Source organism: Streptomyces sp. H39-S7 (assembly GCF_027158205.1).
GTDB lineage: Bacteria > Actinomycetota > Actinomycetes > Streptomycetales > Streptomycetaceae > Actinacidiphila.
In genome coordinates this window covers 84,405-103,996 of record NZ_JAPVLU010000013.1, presented here as the reverse complement: position 1 = coordinate 103,996, position 19,592 = coordinate 84,405, and the positions used below count along the sequence as shown (strand labels likewise).

24 protein-coding genes and 1 pseudogene are annotated in these 19,592 nt (G+C 68.3%); 11 read left to right on the top strand and 14 right to left on the bottom strand.

Annotated features, from left to right (window positions below):
• The 6 genes from O3X23_RS14880 to O3X23_RS14855 all read left to right on the top strand — a co-directional run bounded on the left by O3X23_RS14880 (nucleotide 1) and on the right by O3X23_RS14855 (nucleotide 5,965).
• The gene (locus O3X23_RS14880) at nucleotides 1-975 is read left to right on the top strand and encodes a DUF4129 domain-containing protein (RefSeq protein ID WP_269271834.1); all 975 of its coding nucleotides are present in this window, start codon (nucleotides 1-3) and stop codon (nucleotides 973-975) included.
• Complete coding sequence (locus O3X23_RS14875; RefSeq protein ID WP_269271833.1) at nucleotides 972-1,457, top strand: hypothetical protein; 486 nt, start codon at nucleotides 972-974, stop codon at nucleotides 1,455-1,457. The genes O3X23_RS14880 and O3X23_RS14875 overlap by 4 nt, the downstream gene beginning before the upstream one ends.
• A gap of 177 nt (nucleotides 1,458-1,634) precedes the next feature.
• Nucleotides 1,635-2,612: an AAA family ATPase gene (locus O3X23_RS14870; protein WP_269271907.1), complete on the top strand. Its 978-nt coding sequence runs from the start codon at nucleotides 1,635-1,637 to the stop codon at nucleotides 2,610-2,612.
• Nucleotides 2,609-4,024 carry a DUF58 domain-containing protein gene (locus O3X23_RS14865; protein WP_331283912.1) on the top strand — a complete coding sequence of 472 codons (1,416 nt, stop codon included), beginning with the start codon at nucleotides 2,609-2,611 and terminating at the stop codon, nucleotides 4,022-4,024. The genes O3X23_RS14870 and O3X23_RS14865 overlap by 4 nt, the downstream gene beginning before the upstream one ends.
• Nucleotides 4,021-4,602 carry a hypothetical protein gene (locus O3X23_RS14860; protein WP_269271832.1) on the top strand — a complete coding sequence of 194 codons (582 nt, stop codon included), beginning with the start codon at nucleotides 4,021-4,023 and terminating at the stop codon, nucleotides 4,600-4,602. The genes O3X23_RS14865 and O3X23_RS14860 overlap by 4 nt, the downstream gene beginning before the upstream one ends.
• A 292-nt stretch (nucleotides 4,603-4,894) precedes the next feature.
• Nucleotides 4,895-5,965 carry a C40 family peptidase gene (locus O3X23_RS14855; RefSeq protein ID WP_269271831.1) on the top strand — a complete coding sequence of 357 codons (1,071 nt, stop codon included), beginning with the start codon at nucleotides 4,895-4,897 and terminating at the stop codon, nucleotides 5,963-5,965.
• A 1-nt stretch (nucleotide 5,966) separates the two neighbouring features.
• Here O3X23_RS14855 and O3X23_RS14850 read toward each other — a convergent pair whose 3' ends face one another.
• From O3X23_RS14850 to O3X23_RS14830, 5 genes are all read right to left on the bottom strand, one after another.
• Complete coding sequence (locus O3X23_RS14850) at nucleotides 5,967-6,548, bottom strand: Uma2 family endonuclease (RefSeq protein WP_269271905.1); 582 nt, start codon at nucleotides 6,546-6,548, stop codon at nucleotides 5,967-5,969.
• Nucleotides 6,549-6,604: 56 nt separating this feature from the next.
• A complete protein-coding gene (locus O3X23_RS14845; protein ID WP_269271830.1) occupies nucleotides 6,605-6,976 on the bottom strand; it encodes a hypothetical protein in 372 nt (123 codons plus the stop codon).
• Nucleotides 6,954-7,238, bottom strand: a complete 285-nt coding sequence (locus O3X23_RS14840) for a hypothetical protein (protein ID WP_269271829.1) — start codon at nucleotides 7,236-7,238, stop codon at nucleotides 6,954-6,956. Before O3X23_RS14840 ends, O3X23_RS14845 begins: the two co-directional genes overlap by 23 nt.
• A gap of 247 nt (nucleotides 7,239-7,485) precedes the next feature.
• A complete protein-coding gene (locus O3X23_RS14835) occupies nucleotides 7,486-7,677 on the bottom strand; it encodes a DUF397 domain-containing protein (RefSeq protein ID WP_269271828.1) in 192 nt (63 codons plus the stop codon).
• Nucleotides 7,674-8,483, bottom strand: a complete 810-nt coding sequence (locus O3X23_RS14830) for a helix-turn-helix domain-containing protein (RefSeq protein WP_269271827.1) — start codon at nucleotides 8,481-8,483, stop codon at nucleotides 7,674-7,676. Before O3X23_RS14830 ends, O3X23_RS14835 begins: the two co-directional genes overlap by 4 nt.
• A 94-nt stretch (nucleotides 8,484-8,577) precedes the next feature.
• Here O3X23_RS14830 and O3X23_RS14825 point away from each other — a divergent pair, with 94 nt between their 5' ends.
• The 3 genes from O3X23_RS14825 (at nucleotide 8,578) to O3X23_RS14815 (ending at nucleotide 9,904) form a co-directional block, all read left to right on the top strand.
• Nucleotides 8,578-9,021 carry an ATP-binding protein gene (locus O3X23_RS14825; RefSeq protein WP_269271826.1) on the top strand — a complete coding sequence of 148 codons (444 nt, stop codon included), beginning with the start codon at nucleotides 8,578-8,580 and terminating at the stop codon, nucleotides 9,019-9,021.
• Between the two features lie 203 nt (nucleotides 9,022-9,224).
• Nucleotides 9,225-9,509: a hypothetical protein gene (locus O3X23_RS14820; protein WP_269271825.1), complete on the top strand. Its 285-nt coding sequence runs from the start codon at nucleotides 9,225-9,227 to the stop codon at nucleotides 9,507-9,509.
• On the top strand, nucleotides 9,491-9,904 hold the full coding sequence (locus O3X23_RS14815) for a DNA-binding protein (RefSeq protein WP_269271824.1): 414 nt from the start codon (nucleotides 9,491-9,493) through the stop codon (nucleotides 9,902-9,904). Before O3X23_RS14820 ends, O3X23_RS14815 begins: the two co-directional genes overlap by 19 nt.
• A 219-nt stretch (nucleotides 9,905-10,123) precedes the next feature.
• Here O3X23_RS14815 and O3X23_RS14810 read toward each other — a convergent pair whose 3' ends face one another.
• Complete coding sequence (locus O3X23_RS14810; protein ID WP_269271823.1) at nucleotides 10,124-10,795, bottom strand: LuxR C-terminal-related transcriptional regulator; 672 nt, start codon at nucleotides 10,793-10,795, stop codon at nucleotides 10,124-10,126.
• Nucleotides 10,792-12,072, bottom strand: a complete 1,281-nt coding sequence (locus O3X23_RS14805; RefSeq protein ID WP_269271822.1) for an ATP-binding protein — start codon at nucleotides 12,070-12,072, stop codon at nucleotides 10,792-10,794. Before O3X23_RS14805 ends, O3X23_RS14810 begins: the two co-directional genes overlap by 4 nt.
• Nucleotides 12,073-12,255: 183 nt before the next feature.
• Here O3X23_RS14805 and O3X23_RS14800 point away from each other — a divergent pair, with 183 nt between their 5' ends.
• Entirely contained in the window at nucleotides 12,256-13,554 is a 1,299-nt protein-coding gene (locus O3X23_RS14800; protein ID WP_269271821.1) for a PspC domain-containing protein, read from the top strand.
• 119 nt (nucleotides 13,555-13,673) lie between these two features.
• On the opposite strand, the gene O3X23_RS14795 is transcribed toward O3X23_RS14800, so the two are convergent.
• Both O3X23_RS14795 and O3X23_RS14790 read right to left on the bottom strand, forming a co-directional pair.
• Nucleotides 13,674-14,219, bottom strand: a complete 546-nt coding sequence (locus O3X23_RS14795; RefSeq protein ID WP_269271820.1) for a DoxX family protein — start codon at nucleotides 14,217-14,219, stop codon at nucleotides 13,674-13,676.
• Nucleotides 14,220-14,421: 202 nt separating this feature from the next.
• Nucleotides 14,422-14,766, bottom strand: a pseudogene (locus O3X23_RS14790) (class II aldolase/adducin family protein); the annotation flags it as partial.
• A 32-nt stretch (nucleotides 14,767-14,798) separates the two neighbouring features.
• On the opposite strand from O3X23_RS14790, the gene O3X23_RS14785 reads away from it, so the two are divergent.
• Entirely contained in the window at nucleotides 14,799-16,457 is a 1,659-nt protein-coding gene (locus tag O3X23_RS14785) for a recombinase family protein (RefSeq protein ID WP_269271819.1), read from the top strand.
• A gap of 296 nt (nucleotides 16,458-16,753) precedes the next feature.
• Here O3X23_RS14785 and O3X23_RS14780 read toward each other — a convergent pair whose 3' ends face one another.
• The 5 genes from O3X23_RS14780 to O3X23_RS14760 all read right to left on the bottom strand — a co-directional run bounded on the left by O3X23_RS14780 (nucleotide 16,754) and on the right by O3X23_RS14760 (nucleotide 19,585).
• Nucleotides 16,754-16,981: a hypothetical protein gene (locus tag O3X23_RS14780; protein WP_269271818.1), complete on the bottom strand. Its 228-nt coding sequence runs from the start codon at nucleotides 16,979-16,981 to the stop codon at nucleotides 16,754-16,756.
• Nucleotides 16,982-17,042: 61 nt separating this feature from the next.
• Nucleotides 17,043-17,258: a hypothetical protein gene (locus O3X23_RS14775; protein ID WP_269271817.1), complete on the bottom strand. Its 216-nt coding sequence runs from the start codon at nucleotides 17,256-17,258 to the stop codon at nucleotides 17,043-17,045.
• 57 nt (nucleotides 17,259-17,315) lie between these two features.
• Complete coding sequence (locus O3X23_RS14770) at nucleotides 17,316-17,942, bottom strand: hypothetical protein (RefSeq protein ID WP_269271816.1); 627 nt, start codon at nucleotides 17,940-17,942, stop codon at nucleotides 17,316-17,318.
• Entirely contained in the window at nucleotides 17,939-18,934 is a 996-nt protein-coding gene (locus O3X23_RS14765; protein ID WP_269271815.1) for a hypothetical protein, read from the bottom strand. The genes O3X23_RS14770 and O3X23_RS14765 overlap by 4 nt, the downstream gene beginning before the upstream one ends.
• Nucleotides 18,935-19,585, bottom strand: a complete 651-nt coding sequence (locus O3X23_RS14760; RefSeq protein ID WP_269271814.1) for a toprim domain-containing protein — start codon at nucleotides 19,583-19,585, stop codon at nucleotides 18,935-18,937. It abuts the gene before it with no gap.
• Between the last annotated feature and the right edge of the window lie 7 nt (nucleotides 19,586-19,592).

The following is a 19,592-nucleotide window of genomic DNA, read 5'->3' as shown; positions in this document are numbered from 1 at the left end:
TTGGCCCGGATCACCGGTCGGCCGGTCCTCCTCCTCGCCACCGCCGCTGTGGGCGGTCTGGTCCTCGCGGCCGGTGCGCTGCGAGCGGGAGGCGGCCGATCGGTGTTCGACGGCTCGGACGGCTCGGGCCCGCTCTCCCACCACGGCGGATACCTCCTGCTGCTGGCCCTGGCGTGCGTCGTGGGCGGCGCGCTGCTCGCCGCGCGCTACCGCCGGGCCGTGCAGCACGTCGACAGCCCCGACCCGGTCGCCGAACGGCTCAAGGACGCGGCGCTCCCGCTACTGACCGCCGCCACGGTGCTGGTCCCCGTCGCCGTGCTGCTCAGCCACCGGAGCGACCCGACCGGCACCGAGCCGCGCAACGACCCGGGCGTCCCCACCGAGACGCCGAGCGGACCGCCCGTCACCGAACAGCCGGCCGCGCCGTCGGTCTCCACCGGACAGCCGGCGGACGCATCGTCCTTCGACCTGTTCCACCTGCTGCTCGTCGTCGGAGCGGTGCTGGCCTCGGTCGTGGTCGTCGTCGCGCTCGTCCGCTGGCTGCGCTGGTACCTGGCCGCCAAGGCCGGCTCCGGCCTCCACCTGATCCCCGGCAGCCCCGGCTCCACCGAGAGCGCGCTCGCCGGCGCCGTCGACTCCGGCCGCCGGGCCCTGCACGGCACGGACGCGCGCGCCGCGGTGATCGCCTGCTACGCGGCGATGGAGACCACCCTCGGCCGGTCCGGTATCGCCCGGCTCGCGTCGGACAGCCCGACGGACCTGCTGCACCGCGCGGTGGCCGGCGGGACGCTGACCGGGACCGCCGCCGGGGACCTGACGCAGCTCTTCCGCGAGGCGCGGTACTCCAGCCACCCGATGGACGACGGCCATCTGCGACGGGCCGGCGCCGCACTCGACACGATCGCGGCCCAACTGGCCGCGGCGGAGGCCGCGCAGGACGCGACCGCCACCGGGACCCCGGTGGGTGACCGGTGATCGCCGGCTCCTCGCGCCACACGCTGCTCGTGCTCGGCGCCTTCGCGGCCGGCACCGAGGCCGCCCTCGCCCTGGCCGGCGGATTGGCCGCGGCCGGCACCGGCGCGGTGCTCCTCACCGCCGTCGCCCTGCTGACCGCCCGCTACGCGGCCGGCTTCGACTCCCAGGACCTCGGCTACCGCAGACCGGTCCGGCTGCTGGGCAGCAGGACGCCCCGGCTGGGCGACTGGGGCCGGGCGGTCGCGCAGGGGATGTCCGCCGAGAACGGCTACACCCACACCCTCCGGCCCGGCATCCAGCGGCTGTACGCGGCCCGGCTCGCCGAACGCCACGGGATCTCGCTGACCGCCCAGCCCGACCGGGCCGCCGCTGTGGTCGGCCCCGAGCTGTGGCCCTGGATCGATCCCCGCCGGCCCGCCCCGGAGGGCACCATCCCGCCGCAGGTCCTGCGGGCCGTCATCGACCGCCTCGACGGGCTGTAACGGGGACCGCCGCCCCATCGGAACCACTGAACCGCCGAACGTCCTCCCAGGAGCACCGTGACGACCACTCAGCCGGCCCAGCCCATCGCCCAGCCTGGCGCCGTTCAGGCCACCGTCGCCCAGCCCACCGACACCCATCCCGCCGGCGCCCACTCCGTCACCACCCCGCCCCCGGCCCTGACACCGCGCGAGGCCGGTGAACGCGCCCGCCTGGTGCTCACCGAGATCGAGCGCGCCGTGGTCGGCAAGCCCGACTCCCTCGAACTGGTCATGCTGGGCGTCCTCGCCGGCGGCCACATCCTCATCGAGGACCTGCCGGGGCTCGGCAAGACCCTGCTCGCCCGCTCCTTCGCCACCGCGCTCGGACTCGACTTCCGCCGGATCCAGTTCACCCCCGACCTGCTGCCCTCCGACGTGTCGGGCGCGCCCTTCTACGACCAGCGCAGCGGCGAGATGGTCTTCAGGCCCGGCCCGCTCTTCACACACCTGCTGCTCGCCGACGAGATCAACCGCACGCCCCCCAAGACCCAGGCGGCCCTGCTGGAGGCGATGGCCGAGGCGCAGGTCTCCGTCGACGGCGTCACCCGGCGGCTGCCCGAGCCGTTCGTGGTCATCGCCACGGCCAACCCCATCGAGTACGAGGGCACCTACAGCCTGCCCGAGGCGCAACTGGACCGCTTCCAGCTGCGCGTCAGGATGGGTTACCTCCCGCCCTCCGACGAGGCGTCGATGCTCCGCGTCCGCCTCGACCGGGCCGCTCCCGAGGCCGTGCTGAACACCCTCAGCACGCCCGCCGAGGTGCTCGCCATGCGGGCCAGCCTGGAGAGCGTCGAGGTCGACGACGATCTGATCGCGTACGTCGTCGCCCTCATCGGCGCTACCCGCGCCCATCCGCAGATCCAGGTCGGCGCCTCGCCGCGCGGCGGTCTCGCGCTGGTGCAGCTGGCCCGCGCCCGCGCGGTGCTCGACCGCCGCGACTACGTCACCCCCGAGGACGTGAAGGCCCTGGTCGTCCCCGCCCTCGCGCACCGCGTCACGCTGCGGCCCGAGTTGTGGGTGCGGCAGATCAACGCCGACGACGTCATCGCCGAACTCGCCCGCTCCGTACCGGCCCCGCAGACCCTGCCCGCCGACAAGCGGCCGGCGCGGCCGTGACCGCGGGCCGACAGCCGCCGGGCCGGCCCGTCAACCGGCCGGCCGCCGTCCCCGCGCACATCGCGCGGGCACTGGGCGGCCCGCCCCGAGCCACCGCCGGCGAGGTGGCGGAACCGGCCGAGCCGCCGGCCCCGCCACCGCCCGGCTGGCGGGTCGGCGAGCGCGCCCTGCGGCTGCTCACGGTGGCCGCCGTGGCGGCCGCCGCCGCCCTGCTCACCGGCCACGCGTGGCTGCTGGCCCTGGCCGCCGGCCCGGTCGTCCTGCTGGTGCTGGCAGGGCCCGGAGCGGTGGCGGGAGCGGCGGCGGGGACCGGCCGGCCGACCCGGCTGACCGCCGCCGTCGAGACCGAACCCGACCGCTGCTTCGAGCACGAGGACATCGCCGTCCGCGTCCGGCTGGACTTCGACGGGGCCGCGGGCTGGATCGACCCGGGGATCACCCTGGGGCCGGGCATCGAGCTGACCTCGCTCACCGTGGCCGGCCCGGTCGTCGAACTCGCCCTGACCGCCCGCCGCTGGGGCCGCTGGAGCCTGGGCACGGTCGACGTGGACGTCTACGACACTGGCGGGCTCGCCCGCCGCACCGTAAGGGCCGAGCTCGGCGAGATCCAGGTCTTCCCGGTGCCCACGCAGGCGCACCTCACCCCCATCCCGGTCCGGCTGCCGGACCGGCTGGGGGAACACACCGCCCGGCAGAACGGCGACGGCATCGAGGTCGTCGGGGTGCGCCCGCACATCTGGGGCGAACGGCAGCGGCGCATCCACTGGCCCTCCACCACCCGCCGCGGCAGCATCCAGATCAACCAGTTCGCCGCCGAACGCACCGCCGACACCGTCGTCCTGGTCGACGCGCTCGTCGACTTCATCGACCCATCGACCAGGGCGTCGGGGCTCGACGAGACGGTGCGCGCGGCGGCCGGCCTCACCCGCGCCTATCTGCGCAGCCACGACCGGGTGGGCCTGGTGTCGATCGGCGGCACGCTGCGCTGGCTGCAACCCGGTTCCGGCGGTGGGTACTTCTACCGGATCGTCGAGAGCGTGCTGGAGGTCCGCAAGGACCTCGGCTACTCCGTCCCCGCCCTCCAGCGCCTGCCCCCGCCCGCCCTGCCCCGCGGCGCCCTCGTCTACGCGATCACGCAGCTCGCCGACGAGCGGATCCTGGAAGTGCTGGGCGATCTCGCGCAACGGGGCAACCCGCTGGTCGTCATCGAGATACCGACCGGCTCCCCGCACATCGCGCCCGGCGACGCCGTCGGGCAGCTCGCCCGCCGGCTCTGGCTCGCCGACCGGGCGGCGATGCGGTTCGCGCTGCGGGAACGCGGGATCCCGGTCGTCGCCCAGACGGCGGGCAAGAGCCTCGACCTGGCCCTCGCCCCGCTGCTCCGCACCCGAATCCAGGGCAGGACCCGATGACGCGGACCACCGCCGCACCTCTCCCCCAGGTACCCGTCTGGCCGGTGCGCGGCCTCGGCGTCGCGCTGGCCCTCGCGGCCTGCGATCCGCACCTCACCGGCTCCGTCACGCCGGGCGACGTCGTGCCGCCGCTCGCCGCGGTCGCACTGGCCTGGTGGGCGGCCCCGCCCCTGGTCCGGCGCCCGGTCCAGTACTCGGCCCGGAAGGCCGCGCTGCTCTCCCAGCACCGCAACACGGTCTTCGCCGTCGGTTGCGTCGTCCTGGCCGCGTTCAGCACGCCGCCCGTCTGGCTGGCGTCGTGCGTCGCGGCCCTGCTGCTGACCTACCTCCTCATCGTCGACGCCTGCGCCGCGGGCCCGGCGGGCATCCGCCAGTTGCGTGCACGCCACGTCCCGCTCACCGCGTACGGCGCGAGCGCCCTGGTCCTGTTCGCCGCGTTCGCCCCCTCCGACGGCAGTGCCTGGGGTCCGGTGGTCGCGGCCGCCGCCCTGATCGCCGTGGCCTACGCGGTCGGAACGGCTCTGTGGCCGCGCGAGCCCCGCACACCCCGTAGCAGGGCCCAGACGCCCGAGCGGTGACAACCACCCCATCGGTCAGAGCTCTTCCGCAAGTGGCCACGCCATCCGTCGAACAGCGGTCAATGACGCTCATCCGACGGTCGATTGAGACCAGTCCCGCTCTACGCCGTACTCCGCCGTTCCCCCGGTTTAGCGTCCTCCTCCAGGTGGCCGAACCCCACTGCCGTCGGACCACGACGGCACGGCCGCCCCCGCCGAAGGTCCGGCGGTGTTCCGCTTCCCCGTGCGGACGCCGCCGGATCGAGGTCCCCCCGGCGGGCACCAGTCCCAGGCACAGAGGAGTGACGGCCGCGTGGCGTCGCACAGAAAGCCCAAGCAGCGCTCACTCACCGGTACCACCGCACGCACCGCGGCCACCCTCGCCATGGCGGGAGCCGCGTCGGTCACCGCCTTCGGCGAGACCGGCCACGCCGACCCGCAGCTCAGCGTCGGCGAGGTCAGGACCCAGGTCGACGCCCTGTACGAGCAGGCGGAGCAGGCCACCGAGCAGTACAACGGCGCCAAGGAGGCGGCGGACACCGCCCGCGCCGATGTGAGCAGGCTCCAGGACGAGATGGCCCGCAAGACCGCGCGGCTCAACACCACCCGCGACCAGATCGGCGCCATCGCCGCCGCGCAGTACCGCTCAGGCGGCATCGACCCGGCCATGCAGCTCGCGCTGGACTCCACGCCCGACACGTACCTCGAACGTGCCGCGCTCGTCGACCAGGTGAGCGGCCGTGAGGCCGTCATCCTGCGCACCCTCGGCCGGCAGCAGCGGGAGATCAAGACGACGCACGACGCGGCGGACGTCAAACTCGCCGCCCTCAGCGAGGCCCAGACGAAGCTCGCGGAGCACAAGCGCACCATTGAGAGCAAGCTGCGTGCCGCCCAGACCCTCCTGGACCGCCTCACGGCCGCCCAGCGGGCCACGGTGGAGAGCGGCGGGACGGGGACAGGGACGACGGATGCCGCCCACGCCGACCGCTCCGCCGCGCGCGTCCCGATCGCCCCCGGCGACATCCACGCGCCCTCCGCCCGCGCCGCCCAGGCCGTCGCCTTCGCCTTCACCGCCCTCGGCCTCCCGTACGTCTGGGGCGCCACCGGACCGTCGTCCTACGACTGCTCCGGCCTCACCCAGGCCGCCTGGAAGGCCGCCGGCGTCTCACTCCCCCGCACCACGTACACCCAGATCAATGCCGGCCAACGCGTCTCCGAGTCCCAACTCCAACCCGGCGACCTGGTCTTCTTCTACTCCGGCATCAGCCACGTCGGCCTCTACATCGGCAACGGCCAGATGATCCACGCCCCCCGCCCCGGCGCCCCGATCCGCATCGCCCCGATCAACGAGATGCCCTTCGCCGGCGCGAGCCGCCCGTCGTGACCTAGCGGACGTAGTCCTTCAGTTTCTCGGTCTCCAGGGTGATGCCGACGGGTGCGGGGATCTCCACGACGGCGCCGAACGGCCGGGACGTGCGGCTCCGGTACTCGCCTCCCTCCGGCTCGCTGAACACCGTGACCGTCTGCTTGTCCCGGTCGATGAGGAGGTAGACCGGAATGCCGGCGGCCGCGTAGCCATCGCGCTTCTCGTGCCGGTCGCGCTGGTCGGTGTCGCGGTCGTACGACGTCACCTCGACGGTCATCAGGACACCGTCCGGCTCCGCCCAATCGCCCTGCCCGACGAAATGGTCGTCGGGGACGAGAACTCCATCCGGGATGGCCCGGCCCTTACGGTAATCCTCGATCTTGAGCCCTTGCTCCGGATAAAGAGCCAGCTCAGGCCGCTGCTGCATACAGCGCTTGAGGAGCCACATCACCGCCGCGCCGTGATTGGAGTCCGGCACGGGCTTGACCTCGATCTTTCCGTTGACGAACTCCAGCCGCACGTTCTCAGGAGCCGTGCGTGCAATCTGCTCGAAGTCTTCGATCAGCAACAACGGCTGCCCTGCGGCGGTATTCGGGGTCATGGCGTCGCCTCCTCCACTCCATGGTGCCCCGGATCCAGGCGGTGCGTGCGCGACGCTCATGGGGTTCTCCTCTCCCGCATGCGGATGGCCGCACGCAGACTCGCGATGCGAGGCCGGATGTCGGGGCGGGCAAGGAATTCCCGGACAGCAGGCTCTGGCACGGTGGGCGGCAGACCGGCGGTGAGGGCGTACAACAGTTGCGCTCTCGTGGCCCCGCGGCGCAGCCATTCGGCGGCGAGCGGCTCCAGAACCGCGCAATCGGTGACGGAGAGCGTCATACGGGGATCGGTCCGGCCGAGCACAGCGAGCGCCTCGTACGCCTCGGAACGCGCGGGGCGGGGAGCGGCCTGCGCGGGGACGGTCGTGGTGACCGTCGGCCGCACCGGAGGCGCGGGCGACGCCTCGTCATCCGGAACGGCGCCTGCCATGAAGGCGGCCCACCAGTCGTCGCCGCGGGGCGTCCGTGAGAAGTACGTACGGGACACCCACTGCGGACGCCCCTCCGTCGATGGCGGCGCCGTCCGGCAACTGATCGATGTACGCGGCGATCGACGCCTCGCGGTACGGCAGATGGGTGAAGTCGGAGCCGCTGTGCGGCCGTTGTCCTGGGGCGGAGCGCTTGCCGAAGCCGGGAGTGGCCATCGGGGGCGCGGACAGGAGCGGGGTAGCGCTAAAATCGGCAGTAGCCATGTGGTCGAGTCCGAATCGATCGCGTTGGTCAAACCCCCGTCTGGTGCGCTAACACCGGCGGGGGTTGTTTCTTGCGGCGCACGTTACATAGCGCGAGCACAAGGTTGCTAAACGTAACGAAAAAAGTCATCAGCGCATGGAAATGCGGCAATTGGCCGCCACGGGGAGGGTGGGTGGGTTCTACCGAACCCCCCAATCCTCACAAGCAGCACTCGACCCCCGAGGCACGGAACTTGAGCTTCGTGGCCTACGCGACAGCCTGCGCACCCGCGAACGCCACGAACGCCGCCCAGGCGGCGGGGGCGAAGCTCAGCTGGGGGCCGGCCGGGTCCTTGGAGTCACGGACATGGATGGTGGCCGGGCAGGTAGCGACTTCGACGCAGGCGCCGCCCTCGGCGTTGCTGTAGCTGGATTTGAACCACGCCAGTTCGGTGCTCATAGTTCCTCCACCAACATTCCGATGAACTGCGCCGATTCTTCGGGCCGGAGAGCCTGCCGAAGGATCATTGCATGGCGCTGAGCGAGGATGCTGACCTTAACCGGCTCCGCGTAGATGAGCCCCATCATCTGGCCCTCTTCATAGGCCAGTTGCTCGTGCTCGGGGGACTCCAGCAGCACGAAGGGTCCGCCAAGCCCCGGGTGCGCTCCGCCTGCCCTCAGTACCTGGATAGTGATGTGGCGGGGGGCGCCCGCCGCCAGCAGATGGTGCAGCTGACGTCGGTGCTCCTCCACGTCTCCGATGGGGTGGCGGATCGCCGACTCCGCGATCACGAAGTTGAATGACTTCGTCTGCTTCTCCAGCAAGTGGCGCCGCGCCACTCGTGCCGCAACTCGTTCCTCGACCGTTTCATCGTCCAGCGGCGGCGAGTAGGAGCCAATCAGTGTCCGCGCGTACTCCTCCGTCTGGAGCAGGCCCGGAATGAACTGCGCCTCGTACCAGCTGAGCACGAGTGCCTCAGCCTCGTACCGCATGTAATCCTGCGAGTACGACGGAAACCGTTCCGGTTTCAGATAATCCTGCGCTGCCACCAGCAACCCGTGCGCCCCGCACATCTCATCCGCGACCTCAAGCAAACGCACCGTCGGCTTGCGACGGCCCATCTCCATCGATCTGACGGTCTCGAACTCGTAGCCCGCTTCCTTGCCCAACTCCTCGCGGCTGATCGCCGCCCGCGTGCGCCATAGCTTGATCTGGTTGCCGCAGTAGCGCCAGGCCATAGGGGGCGGGGACTCGCTGTTGGTCATGTGCTCCGCCTCTCCGGTACCCAGGGGGTACGACTACGGTACGTACTCACGTCGTTACTGCCGAGGCTATGCCCGGCCCGGCACGGTATGACCCATGAACGTCGGAACTTCACCGGCCGCACGACCCGGTGGTCTCCCCCAGGACATCGAGTGGCGCCTGCCGCCCCACCCCCGCAGCGTGGGCCGCGCCCGAACACTGCTGCGCGAGCAGTCGAGTTCGTGGCGGATCCCCGAGGACACGGCGGAAACCGCAGCCCTGCTGCTCAGCGAGTTGATGACCAACGCCTGCCGTCACGCGCACGCCTCTCCCGGCCGGGAGATCAGCGCGCGCTGCACGCTGCGGGGCTCGACGCTGCGCGTCGAAATCTCGGACGCGGGCGGCGGTCGTCCCGTGCTCCTGCACCCCTCGCCGGACGACGAGTCCGGGCGGGGCCTCGCCCTCGTCGCAGCACTCGCCAACGCGTGGGACTCCGGCCCCCGCCCGTGCGGCATCGGCAAGACGGTGTGGTTCGAACTCACCGTCCCGGGCGGTGGCTGACGTCAGGACTGCGCGGAGGGGGAGGCCCCGCTGCGCGCCTGGCAGTGAGGCCGGTCCGCTGCGCTTCCCGGGCGGGCACCAGCACCGCCACCCACACCAAGATCATCACGGAGCTGGGCCGACAGCACCAGTCAGGACGTGTCTGACCAGTGCGGGCCGCCTTGCCGCCGACGAGATTCCTACTTGTTTGATAATCTTGCGCCATGAGCGAGCTTCCGTACAGCGTTGGGGAAGGGCCGGCGACCCGGGTGAGCCTGTCGCTCCCCGAGGGGACGGCCGAGGCGATCCGGCGGCGGGTCGGCAAGCGCGAGTTCTCGGCGTTCATCACGGAGGCTGTGGAGCGTGAGCTGCGCGGCCAGATCCTGGACGAGTATCTGGCCGACTACGAACTTCGTAAGGGGCGGATCTCCGAGCCGGAGCAGGATCGCGCGCGCCAGTTCTTCGACGAAGTGTTCGCGGAGGAGGGCGAATGGCCCGCCGCAAACTGAGCCACGAGGGCACGCTCGTGCTCGACTGCGAGGGGCTGTCGGAGCTCGTCGGTGACCACGAGCCCGTCGTCGCCCTGGTCGCCGAAGCGCGCAAGCGGGGCATGGAGGTAGTGGTCAGTGCGCTGACCATCATCGAAGCCGCGCACCACCGTACCGACAAGGCGCGGCTCGCCTGGGTCCTTTCGGGCCTGCGGATTGTGCACCTCGGTGACGACGAGGCCAGGGCCGCGTCCGCGATGCTGATCAGCGCCGGGCTCCATGGGCACAAGTACGCCATTGATGCCGCCGTCGCCGAGATGGCGCTGCGACAACGGCGGCCGGTCGTCCTGCTCACGTCCGACGTCGATGACATGACGAAGCTCTGCGGCGACAAGGTGCGCGTCGTCGCCGTCTAGAACCTGTCTTCAAACTGGCGGCGTTCGCCCGGAGGGCGGGCCCGGCGGTGTCTGGTGCGTGCGATCGCAAGGCGGAGGGTCGCCCCTGTACTGGACGTACTGGGGCGATCCCGACAACTGGGGGCACCCCCAGCGGTAGCTGGGGGAGAGCGTGCGTGCCAGGCGCCGCCGGGCAGGCGCCAGTTTGACGACAGGTCCTAGCCGACCGGCCCCCAGCCGTCAGACCAGGCGCCTCGCCGTCGCCCACCGCGTGAGCTCATGCCGGTTGGAGAGCTGGAGCTTGCGCAGGACCGCCGAGACGTGGGACTCCACGGTCTTCACGGAGATGAAGAGCTGCTTGGCGATCTCCTTGTACGCGTAGCCGCGCGCGATGAGCCGCAGCACTTCCCGTTCCCGCTGGGTGAGGCGGTCCAGGTCCTCGTCGACCGGCGGGGCGTCCGTGGAGGCGAAGGCGTCCAGGACGAAGCCCGCCAGGCGCGGGGAGAAGACGGCGTCGCCGTCGGAGACCCGGAAGATGGAGTTGACCAGGTCGGGGCCGGTGATGGTCTTGGTGACGTAGCCGCGCGCGCCGCCGCGGATGACGCCGATGACGTCGTCGGCGGCGTCGGAGACCGACAGCGCCAGGAAGCGGACGGGCTGCGTCGCGTCGCCCATGAGCGGTGCGCAGCGCCGCAGCACTTCGACACCGCCGCCGCCGGGGAGGTGCACGTCCAGGAGGACGACCTCGGGCCGGGTCGCGGTGATGACCGTGACGGCCTGGTCCACGTCGGCGGCCTCGCCGACGACCTCGACACCCGTTCGTTCGGTCTCGCCGATCTCGGCCTGTACACCGGTCCTGAACATCCGGTGGTCGTCGACGAGCACGACCCTTACGCGTCGGTCCTCAGTCATGACGCCACCCTCTCCATTTCGAGTTCCACTTCCGTGCCCCCGCCCGGTGCGCTGCGCAGTCGCGCCTCGCCGCCGTTCCGCTGCATGCGGCCGATGATCGACTGCCGCACGCCCATGCGGTCGTCCGGCACCTGGTCGAGGTCGAATCCGGGCCCCCGGTCCCTGACGGACACAAAGACCTTGCGCTCCTCGACCTCGGCGTACACCTGAACCGCTTCGTCGCCACCGTACTTGGCCGCGTTCACCATTGCCTCGCGTGCGGCTGCCATCTGTGCGACGAGATTGTCGTCCAGCGGGCAGTCGCCCACGCAGACGACCTCGACGGGCACCCCGTGGGCGTCCTCCACCTCGGCCGCGGCCTTGCGTACGGCGTCGGCGAGATTGGCCGGCTCGTCCTCCTTGCCCGTTCCCTCCGGCCGGTACAGCCAGGCCCGCAGCTCGCGTTCCTGGGCGCGGGCGAGCCGGGCCACCTCGCGGGGGTCCTCGGCGTTGCGCTGGATGAGGGTGAGGGTATGCAGTACGGAGTCGTGGACGTGTGCGGCGACTTCGGCACGCTCCTGGGCCCGGATGCGCATCAGCCGCTCGGCCGACAGGTCCTGGGTCAGACGTACCAGGTACGGGCCGGCGATGAGGGCCACACCGACCAGCACGGCGAGCGCCGCCTGGAGGATGCCGCCGAGGTGGCTGCCGGAACTGCGCACCACGAGGAAGCCGGTGACCCCGGCCCCGACCAGCAGCACGCCCGCGGCGCCGCGGGCGATCGGCCAGAACCGTTTGCCCTGGCTCATCTCGACCCAGCGGCTGCGCCGGGCGTTGTCGGCCTGCCGCCAGACCCGGGCGACGCCCAGGCCGATGACGAGCAGCGGCCAGATGGCGGCGTTGGCCGCGCCCAGGTTCAGGTTGCTGACGAGGACGCCGAGGCCGATGAACAGCGCGATGAGCGCGAGGATCTGGCCCTTGTCGGGACGCCGTCCGGCCAGCCAGGACCTGGCGTCGCGCGGCTCCTTCGCCTCGCTCACCCCGCCGACGCCGAGCGGCACGAAGAACCAGAAGAGCGCGTAGAGGAGGATGCCGAGGCCGTCGAACGTCGCGAGGACCACGAAGACGACCCGCACCCACGACACCGGCAGCCCGAGGTGCCCGGCGAGCCCGCGCGCCACTCCGCCGACCATCCGGCCCTCGGAGCTGCGGTAGAGCTTGCGCGCCGGCGGGTCCGCCGGGTCGGGCGGCTTCAGGTAGGACGCGCCCGTCGCAGGAGCAGGGGTGGTGGCTGGCATACCCCGATCGTCACACGCCGGGACCGCCCGGGGCATCAGGGTTCCTCCCGGAGGTCACCCTGACGGACAACTCGTCCTGCGGGCCCCAGGTCCCCGGGTCCCCGGTCCCCTGGGGGGCAGCTCAGGGATCGGCCAGGGTTGCACCTGGTGCCGCGGAGCGGCCGGGGCCGCCACCATGGGGGTATGACGCAGGACAGCAGGCCGGCCTTCGAGGCCGACGCGACCCCGGATCTTCCGGACTCCCCGGAACCCCCGGCCCGGCGCCGCATCGTTCGCAGCCGCCGCAAGGTGGTCGCGGGTGTGTGCGACGGGGCGGGCCGTTACTTCGACCTGGATCCGGTGATCTTCCGGATCGTGCTGGCCGTGCTGGCGCTCACCGGCGGCATCGGCCTCATCGTGTACGGCATGGCGTGGCTGGTCATCCCGCAGGAGGGCGAGGACCAGAGCGAGGCGCACCGGCTGCTGTCGGGCCGCGTGGAGGGGACGGCGCTGACCGCCGTGCTCGTCGCGCTGGTCGGTTGCGGGCTGTACGCGTCGATGCTCGGCAACGGCACCGACCAGGGGTTCTCGATCCTGCTGCTCGCCGCCGTGGTGGGCGCGGTCTACTGGTCGCAGCAGCGCCGCCGGGCCCAGCTCGACGGCGAGGCGAGCGCGGCGGCGGCCGGTCCGGCCGCCGACGCCCCGCCCGCCGCGCAGGCGCCCCCGAGCCCCGTGACCCCGTCGTGGTGGCGTGATCCGCTGACCAAGGACTTCTCGGCCGGCGTCAGCGGTTCCACGGGCTATCTGTGGGGGCCGGACGAAGGCCCGTACGAGGTGCAGGACCGCAAGGCCTGGCGGGCCCGGACGATCGCCACCCGGCGGGAGTCGTCCTGGCTGGGCGTGCTGGCGTTCTTCGTGGCGATGCTGGCGGGGGCGGCCGGTACGGCGGCGGCCTGGCACGGGCACGCGCTCGGCACCGCTCTGGAGGTCGGGCTGGCGTGCGCGCTGGCCGTCTTCGGGCTGGCCTTCGTCCTCGGAGCCTGGACCGGCCGGGCCAGGGGCGGTACGGCCTTCTGGGCCGTGCTGACGATCGCTCTGCTGGTGGGGGCCGCCGCGGTCCCCAAGACGATGACCACCGACTGGGCGACGACGGACTGGCGGCCGGTGGCCGTCTCCGACCTCCAGGCCCGGTACGAACAGGGCAGCGGGCACGGCCTGCTCGATCTGACGGCCCTGCCGCTCGGCGGCAAGACCGTCACGACCAAGCTGGAGGTGGGCGCGGGCCGGGCGGAGGTCCGGCTGCCGAGGAACGCCACCGTGCGGCTCGACTACACGATCGGCTTCGGCGAGGTGCAGCTGCCGGGCAAGGTCAACCACGGTGTGGACATCAGCTCGGACGCGCACAGCCAGATGGTCTTCGAACCGGACGCGGGCATTCCGTCGACCGGCACGATCGAACTCGACGTCGAGGTGGGCGCGGGTCAGATGAGGGTGGTCCGGTGAAGCGGCATGGATTCGAGCCCGCGTCCCTCGTGATGGGACTGGTCCTGCTGGGTGTCGCGGCGGTGTTCCTGCTGGACGCCACCGGCGACTGGGATCCGTCCCGGCGGCTGACGGTGTCCCTAGCGGCGGGAGGTCTGGCTTTCGCCGCGGTGGCGTCGGTGGTCACCCGGCTGGTCCGCCGGGGGCACCGGGGCGACGGCGGACCCACGGCGTGAGGCGATGAGGCCGTCGAGGGAGAGCAGCGGGGTCCCGGCGAGGATCAGCGGCAGCCAGGCCATCAGGTACACCAGGTCGTTGCCGTAGTAGTACGGGTCGGTGGCCCAGCTGACCGTCAGCCACAGGCTGAGCGAGATCGCCGCGCCGCCCAGCGCGGCGAGGCGGCCGAACAGACCGACGAGCGTGCCGATGCCGACGGCCAGCTCGCCGAAGGCGATGGCGTAGCCGAAGCCGTCCGGCGCCTTGAGCGCGAGATCGACCATCGCCGGGATCGCCGCGCTGTCGCGCACCGCGTGCAGGGTGCCGACCAGCGATCCCGGCGCGGAGTCGGTGAAGAACACCGAGCTGGTGAGCTTGTCGATCGCTGCGTAGACGAAGGTGACGCCGAGGAAGATCCGCAGCGGCACCAGGGCGTAGCGCGCAGCGGACTCCCGCCAGGTTCTGAGCATGATGTCCCGCCTCTCAGGTCGTACGCGTCCCCCGAGGATGGAAACGATTCTGCACGTACGACTCTCTCACCGGGAGATACGTGCGCCCCTGCGATCCGACTCAGTTCCGACTCAGTTCCGGGCGGATCCGGGCCGCCCGCCGGAAACCGGTTCCAGCCGTCCGAAGCCGGTCCCGGCCGTCTCCAGCCGGTCCTGGCCGGTTCTAGCCGAAGAGATCGGGCTCGCTGCGCGAGATCTGCTGGTAGAGCGGCTGGTAGTTGATCCACGCGACGAGGTCGTTGCCCAGCTGGCCCCGGGTGTGGACGGCGCTCTCGTGGTCGATCAGCACCGGCTTCCCGGCCGCGCGGGCCGTCAGCTGCACCTGGCAGGAGCGCTCCATCGTGATGAACCACCACGCCGCCGCGTCGACCGAGTCGCCGACCGTCAGCAGCCCGTGGTTGCGCAGGATGACGGCCTTGTGCGGCCCGAGCGCCTCCGCGATGCGGCGGCCCTCCTCCTCGTCGACCACGACGCCCGTGTAGTCGTCGAACAGCGCGTGGTCGTCATACTTCCTAAACAGCACAGTAGTTCGGAGGACTGATGCCCGCAAGCTCGACGTGGGAGATACACCCTGACCTAGCGGCAGCCCTAGCCGCAGGTCAGACGTTTGAGGAGTGGCTCGGCGACCGCTGCCCCGTCTGCTCGTACGGCAGGATCAGCAGGGACCTACAGCGGAACGGAAAGAAAGAACTCGGCGTCACCCGACAGCATGAGCTGCACTGCGACCCCGCAGCGGCGGAACACGGTTGGGCTGTCGTCTACCGCTACACGGACAACGACATCACCGCTGCGGACCCGGACACCACCCGACCGGCGTTCGTGCAAATGATCCGCGACCTTCGGGCACGACAGACCGAAGATGGCTTCCCGATTAAAGGCATCATCGCTGTCGAGGAAGAGCGCGTCGTCCGACTTCCTGAGGACTACCTACGCCTCTATCGCTCTCTCACCGTAGACGAAGAGGGCTGTCTCTACTACACCGACAAACGCCAACTCGTCGATGTGTATGCCGAAGTAGAGCAAACACGTGGGCTCATGTCTTCCTCTATAGGCGAGACCGAGGTCCGCAAGATCAGGAGGCGCAGCAAGCGCTCAACGCGGGATCGGGCAAGCGAGGGCAAGTACACGGGAGGCGTGCGCCGCTTCGGATGGCTCGACAAAGACGCGAAGCTCGGGCGGGATCTGAACGAAATACTAGATCCGTATGAGTCGGCGCATCTTCGCAAGGCAATCGACATGAAGCTGAGCGGAAAGGGATGGAACACCATTGCCGTCTGGCTCATCAATGAAAAGATCTCCACTGTACGCGGCGGCAAGTGGGCATCTGCGACAGTCGCGGCCATGCTTACGAACCCAGCAATATGTGGATACCGAATCCTCAATGGTGAACTGGTGCTTGATCCGAAGACTGGTGAGCCCGTGGTCGGCGTGTGGGAGACCATCGCGACACCCGAAGAGTGGCGACAGATATGCAGAATGAAGTGGCCCAATGCGAAAACGGATAAGAGGCCACCGAAAGCCAAGAAGGTAGCGAGGAAGCATCTGAGCTCGGGAATTCTACGATGTGGGTCACCGATAAAAGAAGAGGAAAACGCAGAGGCCACCACAGAGAGCAGGACAGAGGCAGGAACCGCACTAGAGAGCAGAACGAAAGTGGATCGATGCCTGCACGGCATGGTGGGCCGCCCTCCCTACGGTAACCATAAATGGGGAAACTACGTTTGCAATGCCGCCGAATGCCGGAAAGTAAGCCGGAGGATGGACAAGATAGACAAGATAGTTTCCACCATAGTCATCAAGACGCTCGAAGAGCAGTTTTCAAATATCCAGCCAGAACACAAAGATTGGCATGGCAAAGCTACGCTCGATAGACTCATCGCTCGCAGGCAAGTGCTCAAGGCCAGCTACAAGTCAGGGCGGATAGATCTCGACGACTACTTGGACTTCAAGGACGACCTCGACTCCCAAATAAAGGAGTCAGAGGCCGACAGGGACAAGTTCATACAAGAGCAAGCTGCAAAGAATTTTCTCGCCGGATTCACAGAGGCGCACTGGGAGCGGTTCGACCTGGCACAGAAGGGCCTGGCAATAGGGACCGTCCTTCAGGCGGTAATCGTTCACCCGATTCCCAAAGGACGGTCCCGTAAAGCCGCCTTCGACCCGACACTCATTGAGGTCGTGTTCAAGAAGGCTCATTAGCCAAGGAGTTTACGGATAGTCTCTAGCTGCCCCTCTCCTAGGCGAGGGGCAGCTTTTACTTGAAGCAGTATCCAATCTTCGAGTTCCCTATCGGCATCCTCTAGGGTAGGACCGCGAGACTTAGAGGGAGTCAGGGTTAGATCAGTAAAGTCAACGTCCTATCAATCCGAGGCTACCGAGTACTTCACCGCAAGAGCTACAGATCCGCGTCCCAGTTCTATCTACGGTGTACTCTTCTGCTTCCGAAACGGGATACCAGCCGTGGGCACCCGGAGCAGGGAATTCTTTCGACTGGGTCACTCCGAATCAAATCCGCTGGCGATCGTCCAAAAGTCCATTGCCATTTCCTCGGACAGCTCCATCGAGAATCCGGCAGCTACGGCGGCTTCGCGTACTTCTGCCGCATAGCTGATCACTCGGATTGCTTCCCCGACCGCGAGCTTGTACGACTCGGCGCGAGCTGCGTCACTGATCCGCTCGCTGATCCCATTGAGGTAGGCCGCGAAGTCGTCGGGGTTCGGCATAGAGTCAGTCGTCAAGTTCTACCCTCTTCAGCTTGTGGGTGATGCTGCTACTGATTCAGAATCAAATTCGATTGCGACGGGTTTGACGTTCCATCTTCTTGAGCGTCTTCCGGATGCGCCTGGACTCGCCGGCGGTGAGGTTGATGAGGATTACTGTCTGAGATCCGTCTTCCTCCTCTATGCAGTAGTCGAAGCAGATCACGCGGAACAAGGAGTAGAGTTCAAAATATTCACGCAGGCCATTGATTGAGAGGCGGATAGTGATCTTCGGGTCCATGGACTAGCTACCTGCCTTGTTGTTGATGACGTACCCGGCGAATCCGCTCGCAGGGCCTTAGTAGGAGCTGTTCGTCCCGCCGATTGCAGTACTCGCAGATACGCCACGGATCCTGTTACGCACCTGCGAGCGCTCTTTCCCGTCGATATCGACCTTCGTATTCAGCCGCTCGGTGAGGCGGTCGATGGCTCGCTGTAGGCGTTTCTGGTCGGCGCTACCGTGCTCGGGAATCACGTTGTGTAGGTACGCCCGCTCAATGGCGGACTGATGGCTGGCGGTGAGTTCGTGGAAGCATTCGTCGATGTCCCAGATGCTGAGGGCCACGCTGTTCCGGTCATTGGCGACCTTGATCAGGTCGTCCTTGCGGTTGGGCATGACCTCGCGTCCCTCCTCGGTGTAGTAGGCGTGTTTGAGGATGTTGCGTATTTCGCGGGGGGTGTAGATCCACTGAGCTGTGTTGTAGGTGTGGTGGAGACGTTCCGCCTTGCAGTGCTCCAAGCCGATGTTCCGGAAGACGCTGTACAGGGATTCGGGCGCATACTCCGCGAACCTTCCGCGGCTCTCCCAGTACGTCACCAGAATGAATTGCTCGATGTCGTCCGCTTCGCAGTAGCTGTTTTCGCGCGCGAGCTTGACGGCTGCCTTACGTGCAGTCTCGATGATGTTTGGATCGATGTAACTCAACTGTAGTATTCGCCCTCCGCGATGAATGATCCGTTGCTGCGTACGGGAATAAGGTGGGGTGTGACGTTCTTGCCGTCGACGTAGAACAGACCGATCGACATTTGCCAGTTCGCGAACCGTGCAGCGCCTAGGTACTCGGCCTTTCGGATGTCCATGAGGTGACCGAGCTCGACCCCAGTCAGCGTCTTGGAGGCGCCGGAACCAGTGCTCTCGTTGACGATGCCTGCGCGGTGGGTGTGGCCCATGACAACGTTGCGATCAAGGCGCCGGGCAGCGTTGATTGCCGTTCCGCCCGCATGCCGGGAGAGGCTGATCCCTTGTGTGTGTCCGTGTATGGCAGCCCAGCCGGGCGCGAAGTCGTACCGAAGCGGCTCGAAGGCGATGCCGTAGTCGTCCAGGTCGAGAAGCTTGTCCTCTCGGTATGCCTCATCGTCGTAGAGAGCTGGCGCTCTCTCCACTAGGTACTTCCTGGGCCTCTCACCGTGGTTCGAACCCAGCAGCGTGTACGGTCCGCTGTAGCCCTGTCGCAGGGGATCAAGGTGCTTCCTGCGGGTGTAGTCGGCCTCCTGGCGGACGGTCATGCCGTACTCCGCGCGACGGCCGGCGGACCATCGAGAGGGCGACGTGTAGTCCGTGATGTCACCGATATTGATGACTTCGTCGGGCTGGTAGTCGTGGATGAAGTTGATGACAGACCGGTTTGCCCGTTGGTGTTCCAGCGGCATCTGTAGGTCGGAGATCAGGACAATGCGTCTCACAGCATCATTCCCACACTTCGAAGCCGCCTTGGTCGGGGTCCAATCATTCAGGTCCATTTCACTCTCGTAGATGATCTGCTCGCTGTCGTCGGTGAATCGAACACGCCAGGCGCGATCCGTGTCATCGGTGAAGGAGCGTCGGGTAAGGCATCCCGATTTTCCGATGCAGTGCATGTGCTCGGTACTGGTGGCGTCCTTGACGGTGATCCAGTCACCCAGAGCGAAATTCCCCATTCAGAACCTCGCTTTCGTCTTGAGTGCTTCAGCACCATGGTCTATGTAGTACTTGTTGACGTCCGATCCTTGTGGCATCTGAGCGAGGGAGGCGTGTTCGTTTTTCCCCATGATGGTGTCTGCCAATTTCAGTCCGGCGTCATCTCCATCAGCCAGATTGACGACCTCTTCGTAGCCTCGGATGTGTCGGTGAAAGAGGGGTTTCCAGTTTTGGGCTCCGCTTACGCCGATAGTGGGTATGCCACATTGCCAGGCAGTCATGGTGTCGATTTCACCTTCGCAGACGGCGATACGACGCACGTTGAGGGTGAGTGTTTTGATGTTGTAGATCTTGGCTTCATCACCCGGTTCACGTGTGTACTTGCCGTGTCCGAGTTCCTTGCAATCGTGGCCGGCAAGGCACCGATATCGGATCGCCACGACCCCTTGCATGTTGATGTAGGGGATCGCGAGCATTCCCGCATATCGCTCATGGCCCGAGATTGGGCTTCCGACGTATCCCAGCCGAAAGTATCGAGCACTGTCCCAGGTCAGGCCCCGGCTCTCCAAATGCAGTGCGGCGGGAGTTCCTGCTGCGAGTTGCTGGTGATACGTCGTGGCTGCCTGATCCAAAAAGGCGATTCGCTGCTTCGATGGCGGCTGGAAAGTCAATCTTCTC

Excerpts from the sequence above, each read along its gene's own strand:
- O3X23_RS14780 (WP_269271818.1), bottom strand. The coding sequence starts at position 16,981 with ATGCCGAACCCCGACGACTTCGCGGCCTACCTCAATGGGATCAGCGAG.
- O3X23_RS14785 (WP_269271819.1), top strand. The coding sequence starts at position 14,799 with ATGCCCGCAAGCTCGACGTGGGAGATACACCCTGACCTAGCGGCAGCC.
- O3X23_RS14835 (WP_269271828.1), bottom strand. The coding sequence starts at position 7,677 with ATGAGCACCGAACTGGCGTGGTTCAAATCCAGCTACAGCAACGCCGAG.
- O3X23_RS14800 (WP_269271821.1), top strand. The coding sequence starts at position 12,256 with ATGACGCAGGACAGCAGGCCGGCCTTCGAGGCCGACGCGACCCCGGAT.
- O3X23_RS14815 (WP_269271824.1), top strand. The coding sequence starts at position 9,491 with ATGGCCCGCCGCAAACTGAGCCACGAGGGCACGCTCGTGCTCGACTGC.
- O3X23_RS14765 (WP_269271815.1), bottom strand. The coding sequence starts at position 18,934 with ATGGGGAATTTCGCTCTGGGTGACTGGATCACCGTCAAGGACGCCACC.
- O3X23_RS14795 (WP_269271820.1), bottom strand. The coding sequence starts at position 14,219 with ATGCTCAGAACCTGGCGGGAGTCCGCTGCGCGCTACGCCCTGGTGCCG.
- O3X23_RS14830 (WP_269271827.1), bottom strand. The coding sequence starts at position 8,483 with ATGACCAACAGCGAGTCCCCGCCCCCTATGGCCTGGCGCTACTGCGGC.
- O3X23_RS14775 (WP_269271817.1), bottom strand. The coding sequence starts at position 17,258 with ATGGACCCGAAGATCACTATCCGCCTCTCAATCAATGGCCTGCGTGAA.
- O3X23_RS14810 (WP_269271823.1), bottom strand. The coding sequence starts at position 10,795 with ATGACTGAGGACCGACGCGTAAGGGTCGTGCTCGTCGACGACCACCGG.
- O3X23_RS14805 (WP_269271822.1), bottom strand. The coding sequence starts at position 12,072 with ATGCCAGCCACCACCCCTGCTCCTGCGACGGGCGCGTCCTACCTGAAG.
- O3X23_RS14820 (WP_269271825.1), top strand. The coding sequence starts at position 9,225 with ATGAGCGAGCTTCCGTACAGCGTTGGGGAAGGGCCGGCGACCCGGGTG.
- O3X23_RS14860 (WP_269271832.1), top strand. The coding sequence starts at position 4,021 with ATGACGCGGACCACCGCCGCACCTCTCCCCCAGGTACCCGTCTGGCCG.
- O3X23_RS14850 (WP_269271905.1), bottom strand. The coding sequence starts at position 6,548 with ATGACCCCGAATACCGCCGCAGGGCAGCCGTTGTTGCTGATCGAAGAC.
- O3X23_RS14840 (WP_269271829.1), bottom strand. The coding sequence starts at position 7,238 with ATGGCTACTGCCGATTTTAGCGCTACCCCGCTCCTGTCCGCGCCCCCG.
- O3X23_RS14845 (WP_269271830.1), bottom strand. The coding sequence starts at position 6,976 with ATGGCAGGCGCCGTTCCGGATGACGAGGCGTCGCCCGCGCCTCCGGTG.
- O3X23_RS14825 (WP_269271826.1), top strand. The coding sequence starts at position 8,578 with ATGAACGTCGGAACTTCACCGGCCGCACGACCCGGTGGTCTCCCCCAG.